This window comes from Nocardia wallacei (genome assembly GCF_014466955.1).
GTDB classification, from domain to species: Bacteria; Actinomycetota; Actinomycetes; order Mycobacteriales; family Mycobacteriaceae; genus Nocardia; species Nocardia wallacei.
Window position 1 is genome coordinate 5,882,035 of the sequence record NZ_AP023396.1, and the last position, 23,627, is coordinate 5,905,661.

Here is a 23,627-nt window from a genome sequence, read left to right on the forward strand (position 1 = left end):
CTGCTCGATTACGGCAAGCTCGACCGGCCCCTCCAAGTGAAGATCTCCGAGGTCTTCGGCCGGTTTGCCGATGCCACGCACACCGGAATACATCTGGAAAAATCAACGCCGCCCGCCATCCGCGGTACCGGTCCATTCGGATCGACAACTTCTGGCGCGGCATCGTGCTGGCCCCGGAATCGGGCAGTACCTACCTGCTGCTGCGAGTTCTGCCCCACGACGACGCCTACGCCTGGGCCAGTCGGCACGAACTGACCGTCAACCGTGCCACCGGCGGTATCGAAATCGGCGATATCGCTGCCCTGGACGCACTGGTGCCCGACCTGGAGTCGGAAAACCAGCAAACGGCGACCAAGCTGTTCGAGCACGTCAAGGATAAAGACCTCGTCCGGCTCGGGATCGACGAGCGCACAAGGCGTTTCGCCCGCTCCCTCACGTCCGCCGAGCCGCTGGAGGCAGCGCAGGAGTTCCTGCCCAGCACCCAATGGCAGGTTCTGTACGGGCTCGCCGCCAGGATGACACCGGACGAGGTCTGGGCCGAGTTGGGCGCCGCGCTCGCGTCCGAGAACATCGACGTCGACGATATCGACGCTGCGATCGAGCGCAGCCATGACAGGGTCGTCGTGGTCGATGGGCCGGACGAGCTGAAAGCTGTCTTCGACAACCCGTTCGCGCTGTGGCGCATCTTCTTGCATCCATCCCAGCAAGCCGTGGTCGACGCTACCTACAACGGACCCGCCCGTGTCAGCGGCGGGCCGGGTACGGGTAAAACCGTAGTGGCGCTGCACAAGGCACGACGGCTCGCCGAAGCCGGAGCCGGCCCCGTCCTGTTCACCACCTTCACCTCTACGCTCGGCGACTCGCTTCAGGACGGGATCGGCATGCTGATCGATGATCCGGTCACGGCTGCACGAGTTTCCGTCTGTCACATCGACCGGCTTGCGAATCGCATTTTCCGCGAAGTGCATGGAACCCCGGCTTTCGTCACCGATGAGGCCGAGCTGTGGCGAGCCGCTGCCGTATCCCAACCGCATCCGTTCACCGAGACCTTCCTCGCCGAGGAGTGGCGGCAGGTGGTACTCGCCCAGCAGATTGCCGACGAAGACGGCTATCTACTTGCCGATCGCCGCGGGCGTGGCCGACGGCTCGGCATCCGCCAGAAGTTGCAGATCTGGGGCGTGATAGCCGCTTTCGAGCAGCTTCTGCGCGATCGTGGACTGTGGACCTACGAGACGATTCGGCGCGAAGCCACCCGAATCCTTGTTAGTCGGCGCGACAAGCCGTATCGCCATGTCGTCGTGGACGAAGCACAAGACCTCAGCCCCGATCAGTGGCGCCTGCTGCGCGCCGCGGTCACGCCGGGTACCGACGACATCTTCATCGCCGGCGACCCGCATCAGCGAATCTACGACAACCACGTCACACTCCGCGATGTCGACATCAACATCACCGGCAGATCGCATCGGCTATCGATCAACTACCGCACGACGGCGGAGATCCTGTCCTGGAGTCTCGGCATCATGCGCGGTGAACCGGTCGACGACATGGCGGGCGGAGTGGATTCGCTTGCCGGATGCCGTTCGGAAGTACATGGTCGAGCACCCGGAGCAGCCGGGTTCGATTCCGCCGGCGCCGAAGTGAACCACCTGGTCGAGAGAGTGCGCAACTGGCTCGATTCCGGAATCGACCCGTCCGAGATCGGGATCGCCACCCGGGCGAAGTACTTCGGCGAACAAATATATCAAGCCCTGCGCATCGCTGGTATTCCCACGCATCTCCTGGTGCAGGGCCGAGCCGCAACCGACGCCGTCTCGGTCGGCACGATGCACCGCATGAAGGGCCTCGAATTCCGCTGCCTCGCCGTCGCCGGCGTGGGCGCCACCGCCGTGCCGTCCCCGAGCGCCGTCACCCCCGCCGACGAAGACCGCCACACGCATGAGCGCGATATCCGGCGCGAGCGTTCCCTATTGTTCGTGGCCTGCACCCGAGCTCGCGAACAGCTCTCGGTCACCTGGCATGGGCCGGTGAGCCCGTTCCTGTCGAAACAGGTGTGACTCTCCTTGCCTGAGTTGACGAAGCACCTCCGCTAATCCGGGTTCTCCCTTCCCATGTTCAGGCTTCGGAATGCTCCGGCTCGTAGCGGGGATGATCTTCGTCAGCGCACTGCGCCAAGTGCAACGGCGTGGGCAGCCGGGTCCGGTCGTCCCAGGAGACGGCCTGTTGGCAAAGGCGCGCTGTGAGCGCCGCGAGTTCGTCCATACGCCAGCCGCCCGGTTGAGGAATCGAGATCTCGATGTGAGGTTCCCCCGCCGAGCCGGAGAGCGGATTATCTGGTTCCGGCCAGAACCCGTTGATGGTAGCTGGCTTCGTACTCGTCGGGTGATCGCCAATCCAGCTTCTTCTGGATGCGCTGGGTGTTGTACCAGCCGTCGATGTAGGAGAACAAGGCGTTCTCCGCGTCTTCCCTTGTGCGCCAGGAGTTCCGGTACACCAGCTCGGTCTTCAGTGTGGAGAAGAAGTTCTCCATGAGCGCATTGTCGTAGCTGTCTCCGACCGACCCCATCGACTGGGCTATTCCGTTGTCGGCCAACCTGTTTGCGAACCGAATGGCTGTGTAGGTCGAGCCGCGATCGGAATGATGGACCAGTTGTCCGTCACGCACATCCCGCACCCACACCGCGTATTCCCGGGCCCCGAGTACCAGCTCGGTGTCGCAGCGGTCGGAGCATTTCCAGCCCACGATCCGGTTGGAGAACGCGTCCCGGACCGCCGCCAGCCAGAACACGCCCTCGCCGGTCGGGATCCGCGTCGCATCCGCCACCCGCAACCGGTCCGGGGTGTCCGCGGTGAAGTCACGGTTGACCAGATCCGGTGCCGGCGTGGCGCGGCGGTCCTGCCGCGTCGAGGGAATACGCCATTTTCTTACGCAGGAACGCGCCCTGCAGCCCCGCCCGCCGCATCAGCCGCTCGACTCGTTTGCGGCCGACCGCGATACCGCGGCGGCGCAGCATCGCGTGCACTCGCGGCGATCCGTAGGTGCCGCCGGAGCTGGTGTGGATATCGACGATCTCAGCCAGCAATTGTTCGTCGGCCAGCCGCCGCCGCGAGGGGTTCTTGGCCTGGGCCAGCCATCCATAGAACGTCGACGACGCGATGCCCAGCACCCGCAATACGAGCTCGACCGAGTGCTGCGGGTGATCTTTCACGAACCGCACGATCACCTCCGGGTCTGGCCGGGCTCCGACGCGAAATACGCACTCGCATCACGCAATACGGCGTTCACGCGTTCGAGTTCAGCGACCCGCTTGCGTAGTTGCTTGTTCTCTTCGGCCATGTCGGTCGTCGGCCGATCGCTACGCTCGCCGGCGTCCGCTTCGGCCTGGCGGATCCAGTTCCGCAGAGCCTCGTGATGCACCCCCAGCTGCGCGGCCAGCTTCCGGATCGTCGGCTTGGGATCCGCATCCCGATACAACCTGACCGCCCGAGCCCTCAACTCGTCCGGATACTTCTTCGATGCTGCCACTGATGAACTCCTTCCGGCCCCTATCGGACCACGTCAGAGCTCTCCGTGAAAGCGGGGGAACCTCAGATCGCGGAACGATTCGATCGTGGTCTGTTCGTAGGCGATCCGGGACAGCTGGACCCTTTCACCATCGTGGGAACCGAACGCTGGATCGGACTGCCCCACGACCCGACCCAGAACGGCGTCACCGTGATGCTGCAGCACAACCCGGACACCCCCGAGCACCGACTGCCCGTGTCCTGGCGCCTGCCACCCACCGCCGCCCCCACCATCGCCGAGGCGTTCTACCCATTTACCGGCGGCTTCACCGCCGGAATCGACACCGGCACACGTTCCTTGGAATTCCGCACCGCAGCCTTCGGCAACACCGATCTCGACGAAACCCTGGCTATGGCCCTCGCCACCGGATGGGCGTTGCACGAACTGCCCCGCCGCCACGTTCCCCGCACCGACGCTCAAACCATCCAGACTGCTGCAAACTTGGCCGGCCGACTGCTCGACCGTGGCGCCGTCGCCACCTGCGAGCGCCACCGCGACGGCCGCCTGCTGGACGCTACCGACATCGCGATCGGCGTCGCACACCGCGACCAGGCCGACCTGGTCCGGGCCGCACTCTCCCGCACAGGCAACCCGAACGCGGCACGGGTCGTGGTCAACACCGCGAATCGGTTGCAGGGCCGCGAGTTCGAGGTCGTGATCGTGGTGCACCCCTTGTCCGGCCGCCGGGACGCCACCTCTTTTCACCTCGAGGCCGGCCGACTGTGCGTGCTCACCTCCCGCCACCGGCAGGCCTGCATCGTCATTGCCCGCGAAGGAATCACTGACCTCCTCGACAGCCATCCCTCGACCGACCCGGTCCACCTGTCAGTGCCCGCGAAGTTCCCCGACGGCTGGGAAGCCAACCAAGTCGTAATGGCCAAACTCATCGCCGATCACCGCGTCGCCGCATGATCGCAGAAGACCAGGGCCAGGCACACCATCAACCCGACAAGGGCTTGTTTGAGCCGGATGCATAGAAATTGTGCACGTCCGGTTCTGAGGGGCCGGGCGCAGCAATGCGCCCCGCCTACCCGGGCGTTGGACAGGCCGCAGGTCGGCCTGTGCGCTCGCAAGGTCCTTCACCGATCGACTGCAGGCTGGCCATATGAGGTGCTGGTGTCGATCAGGTGCCGCTCGTCCGCTGTTCGGTGTGGTCGACGGCGCGCGTTCGGATTCGACCCCTGCCCAAATATTCGCCAAAGATTCGAGTCGATTTCGAGAGTTCCGCATGCAAACCTGCTGGGTGCATGGGGAATTTCGTCCGTATTAACTCGAACCCTTAAGCGCACAGAGCCCGCAATGCTTGGCGTGGCCAGTGCCTTTTCGGAGCTCGTTATCGGCAGGTTTCTGGTTCGAGTCCAGATGGGGGAGCGTAAATTGCCAGGTCACCGGACGGTTCTCGGGTCGCTGCCCTCGGGTTGAGGGTGTGTGGTCGGATCCGGCAGGGCCGCTCGGCCGGGCCGAATCCCGAGGGAGTGTTACGGGCACAGCTGCTGATACTTCTGCTCTTTCGGCACGTAGCGGTTCCACTCGTCGCGGGTGAAGCGTCCATCGGCCCAGTCGCAAAGATGTTTTTCGGGCTCGGCCGTGAACGTGACATCCCAGAGCCGCACGGTGCCGTCCTTGTTGCCGACGGCGAGGGTGCCGCCGTCCGGCGAGAACGCCACCGAGGTGACTCCGCCGGCCGGACCGGCAAGGGGGTCGCCGATCTGCCGCCGAGTCCGCGTATCCCAGAGCCGCACGATGCCGTCGTCACTGGCGACGGCAAGGGTTTCATCGAGCGGGGAGAACGCCACCGACGACACCGGGCGGGTTTGCTCGCCGAGTTGACTTGGGGCGGTTCGTTTTCGCGTATCCCAAAGGCGCACTGTGCCGTCGCTGCCGCCCGCGGCGAGGGTTTCGCCGTCCGGGGAGAATGCCACCGAGGAGACCGGATGGGAGATATCGGGGGACGGATCGCCGAGACTCCGATGCCCGCTCGTGTCGTAGAACGCCACCAGGCCCCTGACACTTCCGACCGCGAGGATGCCACCGTTCGGGGAGAACGCCACCGACGAGATGGTGTCGGAGCCGTCCCACCGTAACGGATCGCCGATCCGCGACCGGCGCTGAACGTCCCACAATCGCACTGTGCCATCGTGGGCGCCGGTGGCGAGCACCCCGCCGCCCCGGTCGAACGACACCGAACTCAGCCAGCTGTACGAGCTGTCCGGCAGGACATCGATCTGCTGCCGATTCCGCACGTTCCACAGTCGCGTTGTGCTGTCGTGGCCGGTGGTGGCGAGCATCGTCGCGTCCGGGGAGAACGCCACCGACGAAACCGCTCCCTCGTGACCGGACAAAGAGTCGCCATTCTGCCGCTGTCTCTGCGTGTCCCACAACCGTGTTGTGCCGTCCTCGCCGGCCGTGGCCAGCGTCCGCGCGTCCGGAGCGAACGCCACCGACGAAACGGGCCCGGCATGGCCGTGCAAGGCGTCGCCGATCGGCCTGCGAGACCGCACGTCCCACAGTGTCACCTTCTGGTCGAGGCCACCGGCGCCGAGCGTCCCGCCGTCCGTGGAGAACGCCACCGACGAGACACCGCCGGAATGATTGGTGACTGGGGCCCCGATCTTCGCCCCGGTGGTCACATCCCACAGTTGCGTAGTGTCGTCGCTGCCGCCGGTGGCCAGAGTTCTGCTGTCCGGAGTGAACGCTATCGCGGAGACGGCGCCGATGTGGCCGGACGATTCGCCACCAACCTGCTGCGGCCTCGTCACGTCCCACCACTGCACAAGACCGGAAACTCTGCCTACGGCAAGGGTTTTCCCATCCGGCGCCATGGCGACCGCGGAGATCGCGGCAGTGTCGGCACCGGGAATCAGGTCACCGAGGGGCTTTCCGGTCCGGACGTCCCACCGTCGCAGCGTATCCCCACCGGTGATCAAGGATGCGCCGTCCGGTGTGAACGCCATCGAGCGGACGTTGCCCAGATCGACGAGAGAGGTGAGATATTTCCGTGTACGCACCTCCCACAGCATCACCGAGTTGTTCCACGGCGTGAACATGCCGCCGAAGCTCTCGACCGCCATCGTCCCGCCGTCCGGGGCGAACGTGATCGAGGCGACCTCACCACCACGGCCTGCCGGTACCGTCAACGGCTCCGTCATGGCCTGCCTGGTCTGCGTATCCCACAGCGCCATTCCGTTGACGGTGCCGATCGCGAGGGTTTTCCCATCCGGTGCGAATTGCATCGCGGTGACGAGTGGGACAGGCACGATGTCGCCGATCTGTCGTCGCGCCGCGGGATCCCACAACGTCACCCCATAGATGTTGCCCACAGCCATGATTCGGCCGTCCGGAGAGAAGCTCACCAGAGCGCCGCGGTCGGGACGATCGGCGAAGGGTGTGTTCCACGGATTGCCGCCGTCAATCCTCCCGATCAAGGGGCTGCGGGCCGCGGTGACCATGGCCAACCGGGACTCGGACTTGGAACCCGGATCGATCCGCCAGGCGGCGAGGGCGGAGAGCCTGGCGCCCAAGGGGTCCGTTCCGGCGAGGAGTTCACTCTGGGCGATCAGCTGACGCGCCACAGCGATATCACGCTGCCGCGAAGATTCGTTGCTCGCCCGGAGCGCGACGACAGCGGTGGTAGCCAGGACGACGACCATTGCCGCGAGGAGGCCGACCAACGCGCGCCGGCGGCGGACTCGGGCACGGTCGGCGGCCTTGGCAGCGGCGAGGAACCGCGCATCGATGTCGCCGAGCGGTGCGTGCCGGGTGGGATCGGCGGTGGCGCGGTCCACAGCCGCGGTCGCGACCTCGAGCACGCTGCCGGTGTAGAGGTAGGACGCGTCGCGTCCGTGCCGGGACCATTCCTCGGCCGCGGCACGCAGGCGCGCGAGAACGACACGGTCGGCCCGCGTCTCGGCCAGCCAGGTATCCCGCAGCAGCGGCCATGTGGTGAGCAGGACCTCGTGGCTGATCTCCACGGTGTCGGCCCCCAGTGTGAGTAGCCGCTCGGCCGCGAATGCCTCCAGGACCGCCGCGATATCGCCGGGGTCGCCGACACCGGTGATGTCGCGGCGTCGCAGGCGATCGGCGTAATCGGCGCCGTCGGCGCCGGGAACGGTGAGCCGGGTGAAGATCCGCCGCGCCACCGTGCGCTGCGGCGGGGTCAGCGAGTCGTAGGCCCGCTGTGCGTTATCGGCGACGGCACGGTCTATCCCCCCGGCGTTTTCGTAGTCGGCAACCGAGAGCGTGTCGCCGCGCCGGGCGTGCCATGTCCGATCCAGGGCGTAGGACAGCAACGGCAGTACCCCCGCCGTCGACCGCTCCGTGACTCGTGCCGTGGAATCGGTTGTGCGGGTGCGGATTTCGCGCAGAAGTTGCTCGGTGAGATCGTCTTCGACACGGGAGCCCGCTCGTTTGGCCGGTTCGGTGATCGCCAGCCGCAATTGCCGTTCGGTCATTGCCGTGACGAAGTAGTGCTGCTGGACCGCATCTGTCAACTGTTCGTAGTCGCCGCAGTCGGCTTCGAAATCGGCGCGCACCACGAGCACCACGAGCACCGTGGTATCCGCATGACGGGTCGTGGCAGCCGCGTGCAGCGCGGTGACGAACGCTTGGCGCTGTGCGGAGTCCGAGCACTGGGTGAATACCTGCTCGAACTGATCGATTATCAGGACCAGTCCACCGGCGTCGCCCGACTCGGGTGCGGACAACGTGCGGGCGGCGTGGGCGGCGGTCACGGCGAATCCGGTCGGATCATCCCGCACTTCGCGTCGTACGGTCGCCGCCTCGAGTCCGGCCAGGTGCGCGGTGGCCACCGCCAACTCGTCGACCGGGGAGTGCCCGGGGGTCAGCAGCAGACAGGGCCACGCGTGTGCCCGCGGCACCCCGCCCAAGCCCTGCCCGCGGATACGGGGTATGACACCGGCGCGCATCAGCGACGACTTCCCCGCGCCCGACACACCCGACACCAGCACGATCCCGGGCTCTCGCACCCGCCGCGAAAGCCGATGCAGCACTTGGTCGATCGCCGCGTCGCGGCCGAAGAAGAACGGCGCGTCCCGCTCGGAAAACCAGCCCAGACCCCGATACGGCGACTCGACCTCACCGCTGACACCGATCAGCGGAGCCGGTGCCACCCCGTCGGTCCACGTCCCGCGGTAGCTGTAGATCACCTGCGTGTTGTGGTCACCGATCTGCACGCCCTGCGCCGCACGCGCATCGACCACCCGGTTGGCAGCGCTGCCGGACTCCTCGCCCACGCCACCGGGATCGCGACCGCCGCCGGTCATCCGAAGGTGTTGTGCTGGGTGCCGTGATCGCCGATCTGTACACCCTGAGCCTGGCGCAAATCGATCCTGCTGCGGGCGTCCTCGACCCGGTCCGACGGCAACTGCGACAGAATGGTCTCCGCGACCGACCGCAGTTCGTCGTCCTCGGCCCAGCGATGCCGTCGCAGCACGTCCTCGAGTTCATCGATATTGCTGCCCGACGCGGCCTCGTTCGCCTCGATCACCGCGACGGCGGCGGAATCGTCGCCACCACTGGTGAGCCGCTCACGCAATGCCGCATACGCGTCCCGGACGGCCGCCGACGCGGCGTCCTTACCCCCGGCTGCCGCCCCCGCGATCAACGCCGTCGTGATGATGGTAAACGGATCCACCCGTGCTCCTCCCGAAACACCGTGCGTGCACGGTAGCACAACTGCACCTCTACAGATGGCCGATGAAGTCGAATCACGTTGCCGAACAGCACAAGTCGGATCTCCGCGGGAACTCCGGCCGTTCAGCCGATCAGGAATCGAGAAGCATGCGGCGTGCGCGCATCCCTAGGCTGAGGTGATCCGTTCGATCTCCCTGGGAAGGAGCAGCGTATGTCGGCGGCAGAGGAGGATCAGGGGCTCAGCGTGGAAGAGCGGGCCGCGGTCAAGGAGCGTGCGAAGGAGGTACGCGGGTCGCGGCGGCGGTCGAAGAAGGATCCGGAGGCGGAGGTGTTGGCGAAGATCGCCGAGATGCCGGAGGAGGATCGGGTCCTCGGCGAGCGGATCCACGCGCTGGTCAAACAGTATGCGCCGGGCCTGGCACCGAAGATTTGGTACGGGCAGCCCGCGTATGCCAACGATGCGGGGAAGATCGTGTGCTTCTTCCACTCCGCCGCGAAGTACAAGACACGCTTCGCGACTCTCGGGTTCGAGGAGGGCGCCGCGCCGGGAGAAGGCACGGTGTGGCCCACCGCGTTCGCTGTCACCGGGCTGACGGATGCCGATCTCGAGTATCTCGGCGGACTCATCCGCCGAGCAGCCGGCTGACGGAAAGTTCGAGAACCCAGCGGTGTTCCTCCGCCACACCGTGGAAAGCTGGTTCGTATGGCAGCGGATGAGCGCCGGGTGATTGTGGTGGATGCGGCGAATGTGGTGGGGTCTCGGCCCGACGGGTGGTGGCGGGATCGGGCCGGGGCGGCGCGGCGGTTGCTTGCCGCGTTGGCGGCGAGTGCGGAGCTGCCGGGCGGGGTGGTCGTCGTGTTGGAGGGGGCGGCTAGAGCTGTTGCGGGCGAAGGGTTTCCGGGGTTGCGGGTGGAGTTGGCGGAAGGGTCGGGGGATGACGCGATTGTCGATGTGGTGGCGGAGGCCGTCGGGGCCGGCAGCGGGCCGGTCACCGTGGTGACTGCAGACCGTGGGCTCCGGGGCCGGGTGGAGGCCCTCGGAGCCGAGACGGTCGGGCCACGGTGGCTGCTCGAGCGCATCGAGCGTACGGCGCGATAGCCTCGTCGGCATCGGACCGGCCGGGGCCGACGAGACTACTGCGGCGCCGAGCGGCTCGACGCCGACGAGGTGACGAATTCCCTTGCGGCTCAGGACCCTACGTAAGCCGCGAGGTGCTTGCCGGTGAGGGTGGTGCCGTCGGCGACCAGGTCAGCGGGGGTGCCTTCGAAGACGATGCGGCCGCCGTCGTGGCCGGCGCCGGGGCCGAGGTCGATGATCCAGTCGGCGTGGGCCATGACGGCCTGGTGATGTTCGATCACGATGACCGACTTGCCGGATTCCACGAGGCGATCGAGCAGGCCGAGCAGCTGCTCGACGTCGGCCAGGTGCAGGCCGGTGGTGGGCTCGTCGAGGACGTAGATGCCGCCCTTGTCGGCCATGTGGGTGGCCAGCTTGAGCCGCTGCCGCTCGCCACCGGACAGCGTGGTGAGCGGCTGGCCGATGGTCAGGTAGCCGAGGCCGACGTCGGCGAGCCGCTCCAGGATCTTGTGCGCGGCGGGCGTGCGCGCCTCGCCGTCGGCGAAGTACCGCTCGGCCTCCGCGACCGACATGGCGAGCACCTCGGCGATATTGCGGCCGCCCAGGTGATAGTCGAGCACCGCCGCCTGGAACCGTTTGCCCTCGCAGACCTCGCAGGTGGTGGCTATCCCGGCCATCATCGCCAGGTCGGTGTAGACCACCCCCGCGCCGTTGCAGTTGGGGCAGGCCCCCTCGGAGTTCGCGCTGAACAGCGCCGGCTTCACGCCGTTGGCCTTGGCGAACGCCTTGCGGATCGGGTCGAGCAGGCCCGTGTACGTGGCCGGGTTGCTGCGCCGCGAACCGCGGATCGGGGTCTGGTCGACCGATACCACTCCGGCCGCAGCCGGGATCGAACCGTGGATCAGCGAACTCTTGCCCGAACCCGCGACTCCCGTCACGACGCAGAGCACGCCGAGTGGCACATCGACGTCCACGTTCTGCAGGTTGTTGGCGTTCGCGCCGCGAATCTCCAAGGCGCCGGTCGACTTTCGCACCGACTTCTTCAGTTCGGCGCGGTCGTCGAAGTGGCGGCCGGTGATGGTGCCGCTGGTGCGCAGTTTGTCGACGGTGCCCTCGAAGCAGACGGTGCCGCCGCCCGCGCCCGCCCCGGGACCGAGATCCACGACGTGGTCGGCGATCGCGATGGTCTCCGGCTTGTGCTCGACCACCAGCACCGTATTGCCCTTGTCGCGCAATCGCAGCAGCAGGTCGTTCATCCGCTGGATATCGTGCGGATGCAGGCCCGCGGTCGGCTCGTCGAAGACGTAGGTGACATCGGTGAGCGAGGAGCCGAGGTGGCGGATCATCTTCACCCGCTGTGCCTCGCCGCCGGACAGGGTGCCCGCCGGGCGTTCGAGCGAGAGGTAACCCAGGCCGATCTCGACGAACGAGTCGAGGGTGTGGCGCAGCGAGTCCAGCAGCGGCGCCACCGACGGCTCGTCCAGCCCGGCCACCCACTCGGCGAGGTCGGTGATCTGCATAGAGCAGGCGTCGGCGATGCTGACCCCGGCGATCTTCGAGGATCGTGCCGCCTCGCTGAGCCGGGTGCCGCCGCATTCCGGGCAGACCTGGAAGGTGACGGCGCGCTCCACGAAGGCGCGGATGTGCGGCTGCAGCGCGTCGACGTCCTTGGACAGCATCGACTTGCGGATCCGCGGGATCAGGCCCTCGTAGGTGAGGTTGATGCCGTCGACCTTGATCTTGGTCGGCTCCTTGTGGAGCAGGTCGTTGAGCTGTTTCTTGGTGTACTTCTTGATCGGCTTGTCCGGATCGAAGAAGCCGCAGCCGGTGAAGATGCGGCCGTACCACCCGTCCATGCTGTAGCCGGGGATGGTGAGCGCGCCCTCGTTGAGCGACTTGTTCTCGTCGTACAGCTGGGTCAGGTCGATGTCGTTGACCGAGCCGCGCCCCTCGCAGCGCGGGCACATACCGCCGGTGATGCTGAACTCGCGCCGCTCCTTCACCTGGGCGCCGTTGCGCTCCACCGTTACCGCCCCGGCGCCGCTGATCGAGGCCACGTTGAAGGAGAACGCCTGCGGCGACCCGATGTGCGGCTGCCCGAGGCGGCTGAACAGGATGCGCAGCATGGCGTTGGCGTCGGTGGCGGTGCCGACCGTGGAGCGCGGGTCCGCACCCATGCGCTCCTGGTCGACGATGATGGCCGTGGTCAGGCCCTCGAGGACGTCGACATCGGGACGCGCCAGCGTCGGCATGAAACCCTGCACGAACGCGCTGTAGGTCTCGTTGATCAGCCGCTGCGACTCGGCGGCGATCGTGCTGAACACCAGCGAACTCTTGCCCGAACCGGATACGCCGGTGAACACCGTGAGCCGCCGCTTGGGGATCTCGACGCTGATATCCCGCAGATTGTTCACCCGCGCGCCGTGCACGCGGATCAACTCGTGGCTGTCGGCGGCTCTCGGCGCAGGCGGCCTCGCCTCCGTCCTGGTGGCCTTGGTCATGGTGCCTCTTTCAGTTCCTGGACACGGACCATATTGCCCGCGGGATCCCGTACGGCGAAGTCGCGGATGCCGTACGGCTGCTCGGTCGGCTCCTGGACGACCTCGGCGTCGCCGGCCTGCAGGCGCTCGAACGCGCCGTCGAGATCCTTGGTGCCCAGGTTGATGCTGGCGTAGGTGCCCTTGGCCATCATCTCGGCGACCGTGCGGCGTTCGTCGTCGGTCAGGCCCGGGGTGGCGTCCGGCGGGTACAGGACGATGGACACGTCGGGCTGATTCGGCGGGCCGACGGTGAGCCAGCGCAACCCGTTGTACCCGACGTCGTTGCGGAGTTCGAAACCGAGCACGTCGCGGTAGAAACTCAGTGCGGCCTCGGGGTCGTCTTGCGGCAGGTAGCTCTGATTGATGGTGATGTCCATGGCGATCACGCTAACTGCGGCGTGCTGACCGGCGCTTCTCGATTCCTGATCGGTCTGGTGACCTGTTTGGCCACGCAGGACGGCATGCCGACCGTCGCCTCCGCCGCCTCCCGCCGGTAGGTGCTGGGCGGCATGCCCACCAGTTCGGTGAAGCGCGTGCTGAAGGTGCCGAGCGAGGAGCAGCCGACCTCGAAACAGACCTCCGTGACGCTGAGATCGCCGCGGCGCAGCAGCGCCATCGCGCGCTCGATACGCCGCGTCATGAGGTAAGAGTACGGCGATTCGCCGTAGGCGAGCCGGAACTGGCGGCTCAGATGCCCGGCCGACATGTTGACTCCGCGGGCCAGCGCCTCCACGTCCAAGGGTTGCGCGTACTCCCGGTCGATCCGGTCGCGCACCCGGCGCAGCAGCGCGAGGTCGCGCAGGTGCTGCCGAGCGGATGGTTTGCTGGTCACGTAGGGAATCGTGCCATACGCCACCGACAAGTAGCCGACGAACGGCGCATATGCGCCGGTGACCCGGCGCCCCGCGAAACAACCCTTATCGGCCCGCGCGCAGGCCGATGTCGTGACCCGCTCGCCGATACCGCGAGCCGCGGTTGGAGGGACCGCGCATGGGCGGCAGCGTCGTGCTCGGCCGCCCGAGCACCCACCGCGCGGTCGCCTGTGCCTCGGAGCAGCAGGCGATGAGCCGGAGGCGGTCGGCCTGGCCGTAGTCCGCGTCATCGATCTCGGCACGCAGGTCTACGGCACGGCGCTCCATCAGCCGCGCGTCGGCCTCGTCCAGACCGCGCCGCGCGTGCTGGACCGTGGTAAGAATCCTGCGTTGCAGATCATCCATCCGGACCTACTCTCCCCGCCGAGTCGCACCGATGACGAAGCCGAATCGCGTTGTTGCCGGAAGCCGACCTCGCCGCCTAGATCGGTGGGTACCCGTGCGCGTGATCGACAAACAGATCCGATCCGCGAACGCGGTCCGCGCGACGTAAGTTGTAGCGCCACAAACCATTCGATCGACTTCGCGGCCAGTCGAAGGCAAACATGTTGTGGCAGAACCCGATCTGGCTCTCCAGGAACGGCCCGGCGGGCGGCTGCACAAGATAACGTTTCGATAACCACCGACCGGGGTACACCTCCTGCATGACAGCCATGAAGCACTCACTCGCGCGCTTGGCGGGGGTGAACAGCGGATCAGCGATTCTGGCTGCGATGATCTGTTTGATTGCACTGCTCGGAATCGGCGTGATGACGCGCTCGGCACCCACCACCGCGATCGCTACGGCCGCGGTCACCGCGGGAGTGCTCGCGACATTGCGCATCCTGCCGCACGACCGATAGGTTTACCGCCTTCTGCCGGAAGGCTTTTCGACGCCGCCGGTGCGGTCGCCCCCCACCCTGAGGCGGAAGACGGCCCCTCGGGACGAAGCCTTCCCGCGCATTCCCGCGCGACCGACTGCGCCGACGAATCCACCGACGGACCACTCCGTGGCGTACCACCGTCAAGTGGCATAAACCGCCGCCATAGCAACCCCTGACTGCTCACCGCGCACAACCCGCGAAAACCCCTTCCTCCACCCCGCAATTCTATGTACCATCAAATGGCGGCACATTAGTCAGGTGCAACACGGCGCCCGGCCGGAGCCCCTGCCGCGCAGATGAAGGACACAGCGATGAGCACAGCACGTCGGATACTCGCCGGGACCCTGGTCGTGGGTGCCCTGACGGTGGTCCCGGCCACGATCGCACCGGCCGCGTTCGCCGCGCCCGGCGGCTCCACGTCGGGCAACAGCGAGAACCACTCGGGTACTCGCAACGGCGGCACCCGGGAGAACTACAGCAGCGACGCCAACGGCACCGGCTTCGGCGATGCCGGCGGGACCGACGCACAGACCCGCCGCCGGTCGCCCTACCTGGACCGGTACGGCTACCAGGGCCCCTACCGGCAGCACAACCCGTACGGCAGCCGCTAGCATCCAGTCCGGCGCCGTCCAGGCATGAAACACGTTCAGCTGGAATATATTCCGATGACCGGTCGCCGCGCGGGCTGCAAGGCGCCGAGCAGGGCTCGCATCACCTCCGCGGCGACCGCCACACACCCCGCGGTCGGCGCGCCCACCTCGACGTGGACGAAGAACGCCGACCCCCGGCCCGCCACGACCGGGTCGCGGTTGTAGTCGATGACCAGGGCGTAGTCGTATTGCGGCGCAGTCCTTCCCAGGTTCTCCGCGGCCCGGGTGTCGAACGGGCACTCGGACTCGGCACATCGAAAACTGCGGTTGTACAGCGGGCTCGCCGTGTCGGAGACCCACCACCAGGTGTTTGAGGAGTCGACTGACAGGTACGGCAGCCCGGAATCCACCGGTAACCGCCCGAAGCCCTCGGTCAGCGGGAAGATGCCTGCCGGCGTGTACGCCGAGCCCTCCGCGGCGCGATCCGAAATCCCTTGCCTGCCAACCCATGCCGGAGCGGTAAGCGTCTGTTGCCACCGCCCGGGCCCGCGCTCCCACAGTTCCAGCGTGCCGTGATCGGCGCCCGGCGCCGCGGTGACCCACACGACCTGGGTGCCAGGCACGGCCGCCGGATCGAACGGCGGTCGCGCACCGGAGTTTCGAGGCAGCGCGACGACGAGTCCGGCAGCCGCGAGCAGGACGGCCGCGGCCGCCCAGCCGACCTTTCCACGGAAGGGGTTGCGGGCCAGCTTCATTCATACTCCCGTCGGCGCTGAACGGAACCGGACGACTGTCACCTCCGATACGGCACACACTCCACGAGCAGGAACAGCGGGCGGACGAAGTGCTCGTCCCACCACGGATCCTGCTCCCGCATCTCGTCGGTCGGATGCGGTTCCAGCAGCCGCGTGATCGCGAAACCCGCCGAGGTGATCATGCCCAGGTACGTCTCCAGCGAGTGGAAACTCTGGACCGACGGCACAGGTGAAACCCTGCCCGCCACCTCGAAGCGCTGCTGCACGGTGCGCACGCCGAAGTAGGCGTCGATCGCGAAACCCGTGTCCCCACCGGCACGTTCCGTGCGTGCGGTGTAGAAACACGGGTGCATGCCGAGCAGCAGCATCCGCCCCGACGGCCGCAGGACTCGGCCGAACTCGGCGAAACGCCGCTCGGGCGCGGCGATACCGTTCGGCAGGCGGTTGGCGACGACCACGTCGATGCTGGTGTCCGCCAACGGTAGTGCCGCCACATCGGCGTGGTGGAAGGTCGACGACGCGGGCCGATGGTCGGGATGGGTGCGCGCGGCGACGATGAACTCCGCGCAGGTGTCGACCCCGTGCACGTGCGCGGCGCCGCGCCGGAGCAGCTCGCGGGACAGGTAGCCCTCGTCGCACCCCGCGTCGAGGATGGTCAGCCCGCGGCAATCACCGAGCAGCTCGAGCAGTGCCGGATCGGTCAGGCGGTCCTGATACGGGTCGAGCCGCTCGCGCACGATCTCGATCCAGTACTCCGCGTTCTGCGCGTAGGCACTGGTCACCGCCTCGTCTCCCAGCAACCGCTCCTCGCTTTCGCCTCGGGACACCGCGGTCATGGTAGCCAGTCCGCGTCATTCGCGACCGGCGCGCAACCCGTCGAGTACGAACGGCAACGACTCCCGCCATGCCGACGGCCCGGTGTTCTCACCGAGCAGCGACAGTGCCCAGATCAAATGCACCACATTCTGATCGGTGGCGTCGGCGCGGATCACCCCGGCGCGCCGGGCACGGTCGAGGACCGCCGAGAAATGCGTCATCCCCCGAGCGCAGGCCTCGGCCAGCCGCGCCGCGGCGGGGTGGTCACCGGTGAAGGCCTCGAGCAGACCCCGGTCGGTGGTGAGCTGGGTCAGCATCCGCTCGACGAAACCGGCGAACGCCAGCCACGGGTCCGGTTCGGCCGCAGCCTGTTCGGCGAACTCGTCGAGTGCGTGCAGCCGGGGCGGCAGCAGTGCGTCGATGAGCGCGTCGCGGGTGGGGAAATGGTTGTAGAGGGTGCCGATGCTCACCCCGGCGCGCCGCGCGATCTCCTCCAGTGACCCCGCGAGGCCGTGCTCGGTGAAGACACCGGCGGCCTCCCGCAGCAGCCGGTCACGGTTGCGGGCGGCGTCGCGGCGCATCGGTTTCGTCACCGGCCCATTCTACAAACTTGAGGGCTCCCTCAATCTAGTGCTAGCCTGCGAGTGAAAATGAGGCACCCCTCAACATTTGGAGGAACACCATGAGCACACCTGTCGCGGCGATCATCGGCGTCGGTCCCGGGCTCGGAATGTCGATGGCACGCCGCTTCGGCCGGGCCGGGTTCCGCGTCGCCGTGGTCTCGCGGAGCGCGGATCGGCACCCCGGTTACCTGGCCGATCTCGCGAGCCACGGCATCGCGGCGACCGCGCACACCGCCGACGTCACGGACCCGGCCCGGCTCGCCGCGGTGCTCGACGACATCGCGCAGACCGGCGACATCGGCTTCGCCTACTACGGTCCCGGGCCGACCACACAGGACATCGTTCCGATCACCGACCTGGACATCCCGACGGCGCAGTCGGCCTTCGACTGGGTCTGGCCCGCCGTGCGGGTCGCGGGTACCGTCCTGCCCGGCATGCTGGAGCGGGGAAGCGGCGGACTGATGTTCGCCGGTGGACTGTCCAGTGTCCGGCCGATGCCGATGCTCGGCCAACTCGCGCTGGCCGCCGCGGCGCTGCGCAACTACGCCCTCACGCTGCACGCCGCCATGGCCGAGCGCGGCGTGTACGCGGGCACACTCACCATCGGCGGCCTGGTGGAACGCGGCGACATCCATGCCATGGTCACCGCCGATCCCGCGAAATACGGTGTCGCCGAGGGACATACCCTCGACCCCGACTCGATCGCCGATACGGCGTGGGAGATGTACGCCTCCCGCACACGCGCCGAAGCGGTGTTCGACGTGCTCGGCGGATGAGTACGCGTCTCGCTGAGGTGAAATGCGCGACGGGCCCCGGTGAACACTTCCTAGGCAGACAAGCACACTGTCTCCACTGAGGTCCGGGACCCATGGAACGCTTCGTGGGCAGATGAGCGCGCGGCCTTCGCTGTGGTGAGTGCGTAGCAGGCCCGGCGAATCCCGTCCGGCATGGTCGATCGGTGGGATCGGCCTGGTGGGCACGGCGCGGTCTGTGGGAGTTGTCGGACCCTTCTGGCATGGTGAGCTGGTGTCGTCTGGTGCGGGGGGACAGCCGGATCGACAGCGAGACGAGGCGTCGGGCAGGATGTACGGCGCGGACAGTGACTGGGAGGAGCCCAAGGAATGCTGCGGTTGATCATCGGCCTCGCAGCCGGATACGTGCTCGGCACCAAGGCCGGGCGAGCCCGCTACGAGCAGATCAGCAAGACCACCCGCGCCATCACAGCCAGTCCGGTCACCCGCAAGCTCGTCCAGGTCAGCCGTCAGAAGCTGTCCGACAAGCTCAGCACCCAGCCCAAACTGGAACCGATGCAACCGATCGACGAGCGCACCACCATCCTGGTCCCCCACGACCAGCTCCGCCGCTGAACCCAGGCCGCAGCTACCCACTGCTCGGCTCCCCCGGCCAGCCGCGACCCCCGAGCAACCGCGCTGCCTCGGCAGCCCCGCTGCGCAGCAACCTCACCACCGCAGCAACCCGCTGCTGCAACAACCCCCCGCAAGCCGCAGCAGCCCCGCGGCCGCAACAACCCCCGCAAGCCGCAGCAGCCCCGCCGCCGCAACAACCCTCTACCGCAACAACCCCGCCGCCGCTGCTACCCCGCCGCGAAGTCGGGGCCGTTGCCCATCGCCTGGGCCAGCAGGCTCTTGCGGTACTGCTCCAGTGCGACCAAGTCGCCGAACAGGGCCATGTAGGCGTCCGGTTGCTCGGTGGAGGAGACGCGTTGCAGCTTGGATTTCAGTTCCGCGATCTGGCGCCCCACCCAGGCCTCCTGGGTGCGGGCCAGCACGCCGGTGACGAAGCGCTGGATGTCGTCCACCGACTTCACCGGCAGCGGCTCGGCGGACAGTTCGGATACCAAGGCGCGCAAGGTGAGATCGTCGGTGTGGTCGGCGACCCGGCTCACCCATTCGGCGCCGCCCAGGCCCGCGCCCGTGCCGCCGGCCTCCGCGATCGCCGCGCGCACCGCGACGAACGCCGGGTGGGTGAACGCCTCCGGTTCGAGGGAATCGAACACCGGTCCGGCCAGCGCCGGATACTGCAGCGCGGCCGCCAGCACCTGCCGCTGCGGCACCAGCACCGGATCGTTCGGGTTGGGCCGCGCCGCCGGATGCTCGGAAACCGTTGCGGCCGAGGTGGATTCGCGGACCGGAGCGCCGTTCTTGCGGGGGCCGCGCCGGGCGGCGTCGCCGACCCGCCGCACCACCAGTTGAATGTCGTCCCAGCCGACCCACCCGGCCAGCTTGGTCGCGTACGCCTTGCGCAGCGCATTGTCCTTGATCTGCGCCACCACCGGCACCGCGCGCCGCAGCGCGTCCACCTGCCCCTCCGGGGAATCCAGATTGTGCTCGGCGAGCAGGCCGCGAATCACGAACTCGTACAAGGGCACCCGGCGCGCCACCAGATCGCGCACCGCGCCGTCGCCGGAGCGCTGGCGCAGTTCGCACGGATCCTGGCCGTCGGGAGCGACCGCGATGTAGGTCTGCCCGGCCAGCTTCTGATCACCGGAGAACGCCTTCAGCGCCGCCGCCTGACCCGCCTCGTCGCCGTCGAAGGTGTAGATGATCTCACCGCGCCAGAAGTTGTCGTCCATCAGCAACCGGCGCAGCACCGACAGATGCTCGTCGCCGAATGCGGTACCGCAGGACGCGACGGCCGTCTTCACCCCCGCCAGATGCATGGCCATCACATCGGTGTAGCCTTCGACCACGACCGCCTGGTGACTCTTGGCGATCTCCCGCTTCGCCAGGTCCAGGCCGAAGAGCACCTGAGACTTCTTGTACAGCACCGTCTCCGGGGTGTTGATGTACTTGGCGGTCATCTGGTCGTCGTCGAACAGCCGCCGCGCGCCGAAGCCGATGATGTCGCCGCCCAGATTGCGGATCGGCCAGAGCAACCGGCGGTGGAAGCGGTCGATGGGGCCGCGACGGCCCTGCCTCGACAGCCCGGCCGCCTCCAGCTCCTTGAAGTCGAAACCCTTGCGCAGCAAGTATTTCGTGAGGGTGTCCCAGCCGCCGGGCGCGTAGCCGCAGCCGAACTGGCGGGCCGCGTTGCCGTCGAAATTGCGCTCGGTGAGGTATTTGCGGGCCGCCTCGGCCTCGTGCTCGTCGAGCTGCGCGGTGTAGAACTCGTGGGCGGCGGCGTTGGCGGCGACCAGGCGCGAGCGCGTCCCGCGGTCGCGTTGCACCGACGTGCCGCCACCTTCGTAATTGATCTTGTAGTTGAGCCGGTCGGCCATCTGCTCGACGGCCTCGACGAACCCGATGTGCTCGATCTTCTGCAGGAACGCGAACACATCGCCGCTCTCCCCGCACCCGAAGCAGTGGAAGTGACTGTGGTTGGGCCGCACGTGGAACGACGGTGACTTCTCGTCGTGGAACGGGCACAACCCCTTCAGCGAATCGGCACCGGCCCGCTTGAGCGACACGTACTCGCCGACGACGTCCTCGATGCGTACCCGCTCACGGATTGCCGCGATATCACGATCAGGGAGTCTTCCGGCCACGATCACCGAGTCTAGCCCCGCCGTCCAGCCCCGCGGCGACCCGCTCCAGGCGGCTCTCGGTGTAGGAGGCGATCTGGTCGACGATCACCCGGACGCGTGCGGTGTCGTCGCCCGCCTCGTCCCACCACGGCAGCAGCACGGCGTCGAGGCTGTCCGGCGCGGTGCGCAGCAGATGCTCGGCGACCAGCAGCAGCCGCTCGCGTTGCGCGGCTTGCCGCTTGTTGTGCGCCGGATCGGACATCACATAGCGCAGCGCGACCGTCTTGAGCATCGCGACCTCGGCGGCCACGATCCGCGGCACCTCCAGGTCGGCGCCGTAACGGCAGAGCCGCCGCCCACCCCACGCCTCGCGGGTGGCCTCCACGGCCGCGGTGGCGAACCGCCCCACCAGGTCGCTGGTCAGCCGTTTCAACGCGACCGAGGCGCGCAGCGTGCCGTCGTACTCGGCGGCCGCCGCGATCACCGGCAGCTCGGACAGCCGCCCCGCCGCGGCGATCAACTCCTCGAGACTCAGCGTGCGGTGCTGGATGCGGCCGAGTTCGGCGAGGGCTCGCTGTTCGCTCGGATCGGCGAGCGCGCGCAGATCGATGCGGCCCGCGATCACCCCGTCCTCGACATCGTGCACCGAGTAGGCGACATCGTCGGACCAGTCCATGACCTGCGACTCCAGGCACTGCCGGCGCTCGGGCGCGCCCTTGCGCACCCAGTCCAGCCGCGGCAGGTCCACGTCGTACGCGCCGAATTTCGTGCCCGGACCCGTTCTGCCCCAGGGATATTTGACGGTGGCGTCCAACGCGGCGCGGGTCAGGTTGAGGCCGAAGCTCTCGGCGCCGTCGAAGACCTTCGGCTCCAGCCGGGTGAGGATGCGCAGATTCTGCGCGTTGCCCTCGAAACCACCGTGCGCGTCGGCGAATTCGTCGAGGGCGCGTTCGCCGTTGTGGCCGTAGGGCGGATGGCCGATGTCGTGGGCCAGCCCGGCGAGATCGACCAGGTCGGGATCGCAGCCCAGGCCCTCGGCGATGCTGCGGCCGATCTGGGCGACCTCCAGCGAGTGGGTGAGCCGCGTGCGTGGCGTGTCACCGTCGCGCGGGCCCATCACCTGGGTCTTGTCGGCGAGCCGGCGCAGCGCCGCCGAATGCAGCACCCGGGCTCGGTCGCGGGCGTAGTCGCTGCGCCGCGCGGGCGCCGGCGACCAGCTCAGTCCCGCGGTGTCGGAGGTCTCGGCGACCATCCGCTCGCGATCCGGATCACCGTAGGCGTCCGTGCCGCCATTCATGCCTGCTCCTGCGAAAATCACTGCTCCGCGGTGTATTCGAAGTCCGCGGAGAAATGGGTGAGGTGGTACCACAGCAGCGCGATCGTCTCGCGGGCGATGCCGTGCAGCTGAGACTCCCGGGTGTAGACGGCCGGGCCGGTGCGGGTCGGCGCCGTCCAGGCCCGCAGGTTCTCGTCGCGGGTCATGGTGCGGGTGCGCAGCGAATGCCACGGGTCGCTGACCAGCACCGCCGACGACAGCTCGCGCTCGTGCATGGCGGAGGCGACCGCTTCGATGCTCTGGAGGGTGTCGGAGCCGGTCTCCACCGCCAGGATCCGGTCCGCGGGCACGCCCTGATTCACCAGGTACCGCTTGCCGGAGGCGGCCTCGGTGTAGTTGTCGCCGATGCGTTTTCCGCCGACGGTGATCACCAGCGGGGCCACGCCGCGGCCGAACAGCTTCTGCGCCTGCTGCAGCCGCGCCTCGAACACCGACGAGGGGGTGCCGTCGTATTGCGCGGCGCCCAGCACGACGATGGCGTCGGCGCGCGAGTAGTCGTCGATGCGGGCAACCTGCCACACCCGGATCGCGGTGCCGCCCACGACCGCCAGCGCCATCAGCACCGTGCCCGCGATCAGCCGGCGCACCCAGCGCGGTATCGAGGAACCGCTGGTGCGGGGCGCGGGCATGGCCGAGCGGGCGAGCGCGGGACGAGTCGGAGCCGAGGGCATTCCCCGAGTCTGCCAGTGCTCGATCACGCCGAGGTTGCGGTGTGATGTGTGCTGCACCCAGCGGGTTTTCACCAACCGCGCTGACGCCACTCGGCCAGTTGCGGGCGCTCGGCGCCGAGCGTGGTGTCGTCGCCGTGACCGGGATAGACCGCTGTGTCATCGCCGTAGCGATCGAACAGCTTGCTCGTGACGTCACCGAACAGCGAAGCGAAGTCCCCCGGTGAAGTGGTGCGGCCCACACCGCCCGGGAACAGCGAATCACCGGTGAACAGATGGGTGCGCCCGGCGTTGTCGGTCAGCGCCAGTGCGACCGAGCCCGGCGTGTGCCCGCGCAGATGGATCACCCGCAGCGCCAGCTTGCCCAGGTGGATCGTCTCGCCTTCGGCCAGTAGACGATCCGGCGGCACCGGCAGCGGCTCGGCGTCCAGCTCGTGGGCGGCCGTCGGGACGCCGGTGCCCGCGACGACCTTCTCCAGCCCCTGCCAATGATCGAAATGCTGATGGGTGGTGACGATCTGCCGCAGCTGCCCGGGCGCCTCCTGGCCGAGCAGCTCGAGGATGCGGTCCGGCTCGTTGGCCGCGTCGATCAGCAGGGCCGCGCCGGTGGCGGTGTCCTGCACCAGATAACAGTTGTTGTCCATCGGGCCGACCGACATCTTCACGATGCGTGCGCCCGGCACGTCGCGTTGCTGCGGATTCGAACCCGGCGAGACATGACCCGTATACGGGGTATCGATCGCGATCATCCTGCCGATCGTAGCGGCCGGGTGCGACCGGAACGCGGA

25 protein-coding genes are annotated in these 23,627 nt (G+C 67.9%); 7 read left to right on the forward strand and 18 right to left on the reverse strand.

Translation table 11 applies throughout. The features are described from left to right. Positions 1 to 164: 164 nt before the first annotated feature. Positions 165 to 2,054 carry a UvrD-helicase domain-containing protein gene (locus NWFMUON74_RS25990; protein WP_232110603.1) on the forward strand — a complete coding sequence of 630 codons (1,890 nt, stop codon included), beginning with the start codon at positions 165 to 167 and terminating at the stop codon, positions 2,052 to 2,054. 58 nt (positions 2,055 to 2,112) lie between these two features. Here NWFMUON74_RS25990 and NWFMUON74_RS36965 read toward each other — a convergent pair whose 3' ends face one another. The 4 genes from NWFMUON74_RS36965 to NWFMUON74_RS26010 are packed head-to-tail and all read right to left on the reverse strand — an operon-like array spanning position 2,113 to position 3,523. Further along, positions 2,113 to 2,391, reverse strand: coding sequence for an RNaseH domain-containing protein (locus tag NWFMUON74_RS36965; RefSeq protein ID WP_187689426.1), 279 nt, complete (start codon positions 2,389 to 2,391; stop codon positions 2,113 to 2,115). Continuing rightward, positions 2,327 to 2,911, reverse strand: a complete 585-nt coding sequence (locus NWFMUON74_RS26000) for an IS3 family transposase (protein ID WP_187689379.1) — start codon at positions 2,909 to 2,911, stop codon at positions 2,327 to 2,329. Before NWFMUON74_RS26000 ends, NWFMUON74_RS36965 begins: the two co-directional genes overlap by 65 nt. Next, positions 2,853 to 3,215, reverse strand: a complete 363-nt coding sequence (locus tag NWFMUON74_RS26005) for an IS3 family transposase (protein ID WP_187683990.1) — start codon at positions 3,213 to 3,215, stop codon at positions 2,853 to 2,855. The genes NWFMUON74_RS26000 and NWFMUON74_RS26005 overlap by 59 nt, the downstream gene beginning before the upstream one ends. 2 nt (positions 3,216 to 3,217) lie before the next feature. After that, positions 3,218 to 3,523: a transposase gene (locus NWFMUON74_RS26010; RefSeq protein ID WP_187684040.1), complete on the reverse strand. Its 306-nt coding sequence runs from the start codon at positions 3,521 to 3,523 to the stop codon at positions 3,218 to 3,220. A 132-nt stretch (positions 3,524 to 3,655) separates the two neighbouring features. On the opposite strand from NWFMUON74_RS26010, the gene NWFMUON74_RS26015 reads away from it, so the two are divergent. After that, a complete protein-coding gene (locus NWFMUON74_RS26015; RefSeq protein WP_232110604.1) occupies positions 3,656 to 4,474 on the forward strand; it encodes an AAA domain-containing protein in 819 nt (272 codons plus the stop codon). A 566-nt stretch (positions 4,475 to 5,040) separates the two neighbouring features. Here the strand turns inward: NWFMUON74_RS26015 and NWFMUON74_RS26020 are convergent. Continuing rightward, positions 5,041 to 8,844 carry a WD40 repeat domain-containing protein gene (locus tag NWFMUON74_RS26020; RefSeq protein WP_187684400.1) on the reverse strand — a complete coding sequence of 1,268 codons (3,804 nt, stop codon included), beginning with the start codon at positions 8,842 to 8,844 and terminating at the stop codon, positions 5,041 to 5,043. Beyond that, entirely contained in the window at positions 8,841 to 9,215 is a 375-nt protein-coding gene (locus tag NWFMUON74_RS26025; protein WP_187684401.1) for a hypothetical protein, read from the reverse strand. The genes NWFMUON74_RS26020 and NWFMUON74_RS26025 overlap by 4 nt, the downstream gene beginning before the upstream one ends. Before the next feature lie 210 nt (positions 9,216 to 9,425). Between NWFMUON74_RS26025 and NWFMUON74_RS26030 the strand changes: the two genes are divergently transcribed. After that, a complete protein-coding gene (locus tag NWFMUON74_RS26030) occupies positions 9,426 to 9,860 on the forward strand; it encodes an iron chaperone (protein WP_187684402.1) in 435 nt (144 codons plus the stop codon). Positions 9,861 to 9,917: 57 nt separating this feature from the next. Further along, complete coding sequence (locus tag NWFMUON74_RS26035; RefSeq protein ID WP_187684403.1) at positions 9,918 to 10,313, forward strand: hypothetical protein; 396 nt, start codon at positions 9,918 to 9,920, stop codon at positions 10,311 to 10,313. A gap of 89 nt (positions 10,314 to 10,402) precedes the next feature. On the opposite strand, the gene NWFMUON74_RS26040 is transcribed toward NWFMUON74_RS26035, so the two are convergent. The 5 genes from NWFMUON74_RS26040 to NWFMUON74_RS26060 all read right to left on the reverse strand — a co-directional run bounded on the left by NWFMUON74_RS26040 (position 10,403) and on the right by NWFMUON74_RS26060 (position 14,527). Further along, positions 10,403 to 12,793 carry an ATP-binding cassette domain-containing protein gene (locus tag NWFMUON74_RS26040; protein ID WP_187684404.1) on the reverse strand — a complete coding sequence of 797 codons (2,391 nt, stop codon included), beginning with the start codon at positions 12,791 to 12,793 and terminating at the stop codon, positions 10,403 to 10,405. Continuing rightward, positions 12,790 to 13,209, reverse strand: coding sequence for a VOC family protein (locus tag NWFMUON74_RS26045; protein WP_187684405.1), 420 nt, complete (start codon positions 13,207 to 13,209; stop codon positions 12,790 to 12,792). Before NWFMUON74_RS26045 ends, NWFMUON74_RS26040 begins: the two co-directional genes overlap by 4 nt. Positions 13,210 to 13,214: 5 nt before the next feature. Beyond that, on the reverse strand, positions 13,215 to 13,664 hold the full coding sequence (locus tag NWFMUON74_RS26050) for a helix-turn-helix transcriptional regulator (RefSeq protein ID WP_187684406.1): 450 nt from the start codon (positions 13,662 to 13,664) through the stop codon (positions 13,215 to 13,217). Between the two features lie 85 nt (positions 13,665 to 13,749). Further along, a complete protein-coding gene (locus tag NWFMUON74_RS26055) occupies positions 13,750 to 14,049 on the reverse strand; it encodes a hypothetical protein (RefSeq protein ID WP_187684407.1) in 300 nt (99 codons plus the stop codon). 76 nt (positions 14,050 to 14,125) lie between these two features. Beyond that, positions 14,126 to 14,527 (reverse strand): hypothetical protein, encoded by a 402-nt coding sequence (locus tag NWFMUON74_RS26060; RefSeq protein WP_187684408.1) that lies wholly within the window; start codon positions 14,525 to 14,527, stop codon positions 14,126 to 14,128. A gap of 351 nt (positions 14,528 to 14,878) precedes the next feature. Between NWFMUON74_RS26060 and NWFMUON74_RS26065 the strand changes: the two genes are divergently transcribed. Continuing rightward, positions 14,879 to 15,178 carry a hypothetical protein gene (locus NWFMUON74_RS26065; RefSeq protein ID WP_187684409.1) on the forward strand — a complete coding sequence of 100 codons (300 nt, stop codon included), beginning with the start codon at positions 14,879 to 14,881 and terminating at the stop codon, positions 15,176 to 15,178. A gap of 35 nt (positions 15,179 to 15,213) precedes the next feature. On the opposite strand, the gene NWFMUON74_RS26070 is transcribed toward NWFMUON74_RS26065, so the two are convergent. From NWFMUON74_RS26070 to NWFMUON74_RS26080, 3 genes are read right to left on the reverse strand one after another with little or no spacing between them, the layout of a single operon-like run. Next, on the reverse strand, positions 15,214 to 15,912 hold the full coding sequence (locus tag NWFMUON74_RS26070; RefSeq protein ID WP_187684410.1) for a L,D-transpeptidase family protein: 699 nt from the start codon (positions 15,910 to 15,912) through the stop codon (positions 15,214 to 15,216). A gap of 38 nt (positions 15,913 to 15,950) precedes the next feature. Continuing rightward, positions 15,951 to 16,739, reverse strand: a complete 789-nt coding sequence (locus NWFMUON74_RS26075; RefSeq protein ID WP_187684411.1) for a class I SAM-dependent methyltransferase — start codon at positions 16,737 to 16,739, stop codon at positions 15,951 to 15,953. Positions 16,740 to 16,763: 24 nt separating this feature from the next. Continuing rightward, positions 16,764 to 17,321: a TetR/AcrR family transcriptional regulator gene (locus NWFMUON74_RS26080; RefSeq protein WP_187684412.1), complete on the reverse strand. Its 558-nt coding sequence runs from the start codon at positions 17,319 to 17,321 to the stop codon at positions 16,764 to 16,766. Between the two features lie 89 nt (positions 17,322 to 17,410). Between NWFMUON74_RS26080 and NWFMUON74_RS26085 the strand changes: the two genes are divergently transcribed. Together NWFMUON74_RS26085 and NWFMUON74_RS26090 are read left to right on the forward strand one after the other, a co-directional pair. After that, on the forward strand, positions 17,411 to 18,127 hold the full coding sequence (locus tag NWFMUON74_RS26085; protein WP_187684413.1) for an SDR family NAD(P)-dependent oxidoreductase: 717 nt from the start codon (positions 17,411 to 17,413) through the stop codon (positions 18,125 to 18,127). Between the two features lie 345 nt (positions 18,128 to 18,472). After that, positions 18,473 to 18,718: a hypothetical protein gene (locus NWFMUON74_RS26090; protein ID WP_187684414.1), complete on the forward strand. Its 246-nt coding sequence runs from the start codon at positions 18,473 to 18,475 to the stop codon at positions 18,716 to 18,718. Between the two features lie 227 nt (positions 18,719 to 18,945). On the opposite strand, the gene dnaG is transcribed toward NWFMUON74_RS26090, so the two are convergent. The 4 genes from dnaG to NWFMUON74_RS26110 form a co-directional block, all read right to left on the reverse strand. Beyond that, a complete protein-coding gene (gene dnaG, locus NWFMUON74_RS26095; protein ID WP_187684415.1) occupies positions 18,946 to 20,856 on the reverse strand; it encodes a DNA primase in 1,911 nt (636 codons plus the stop codon). Further along, on the reverse strand, positions 20,837 to 22,132 hold the full coding sequence (locus NWFMUON74_RS26100; RefSeq protein WP_187684416.1) for a deoxyguanosinetriphosphate triphosphohydrolase: 1,296 nt from the start codon (positions 22,130 to 22,132) through the stop codon (positions 20,837 to 20,839). Before NWFMUON74_RS26100 ends, dnaG begins: the two co-directional genes overlap by 20 nt. Before the next feature lie 17 nt (positions 22,133 to 22,149). Further along, the gene (locus NWFMUON74_RS26105) at positions 22,150 to 22,842 is read right to left on the reverse strand and encodes a YdcF family protein (protein WP_187684417.1); all 693 of its coding nucleotides are present in this window, start codon (positions 22,840 to 22,842) and stop codon (positions 22,150 to 22,152) included. A gap of 68 nt (positions 22,843 to 22,910) precedes the next feature. After that, positions 22,911 to 23,588, reverse strand: a complete 678-nt coding sequence (locus NWFMUON74_RS26110) for an MBL fold metallo-hydrolase (protein ID WP_187684418.1) — start codon at positions 23,586 to 23,588, stop codon at positions 22,911 to 22,913. Positions 23,589 to 23,627: the final 39 nt, after the last annotated feature.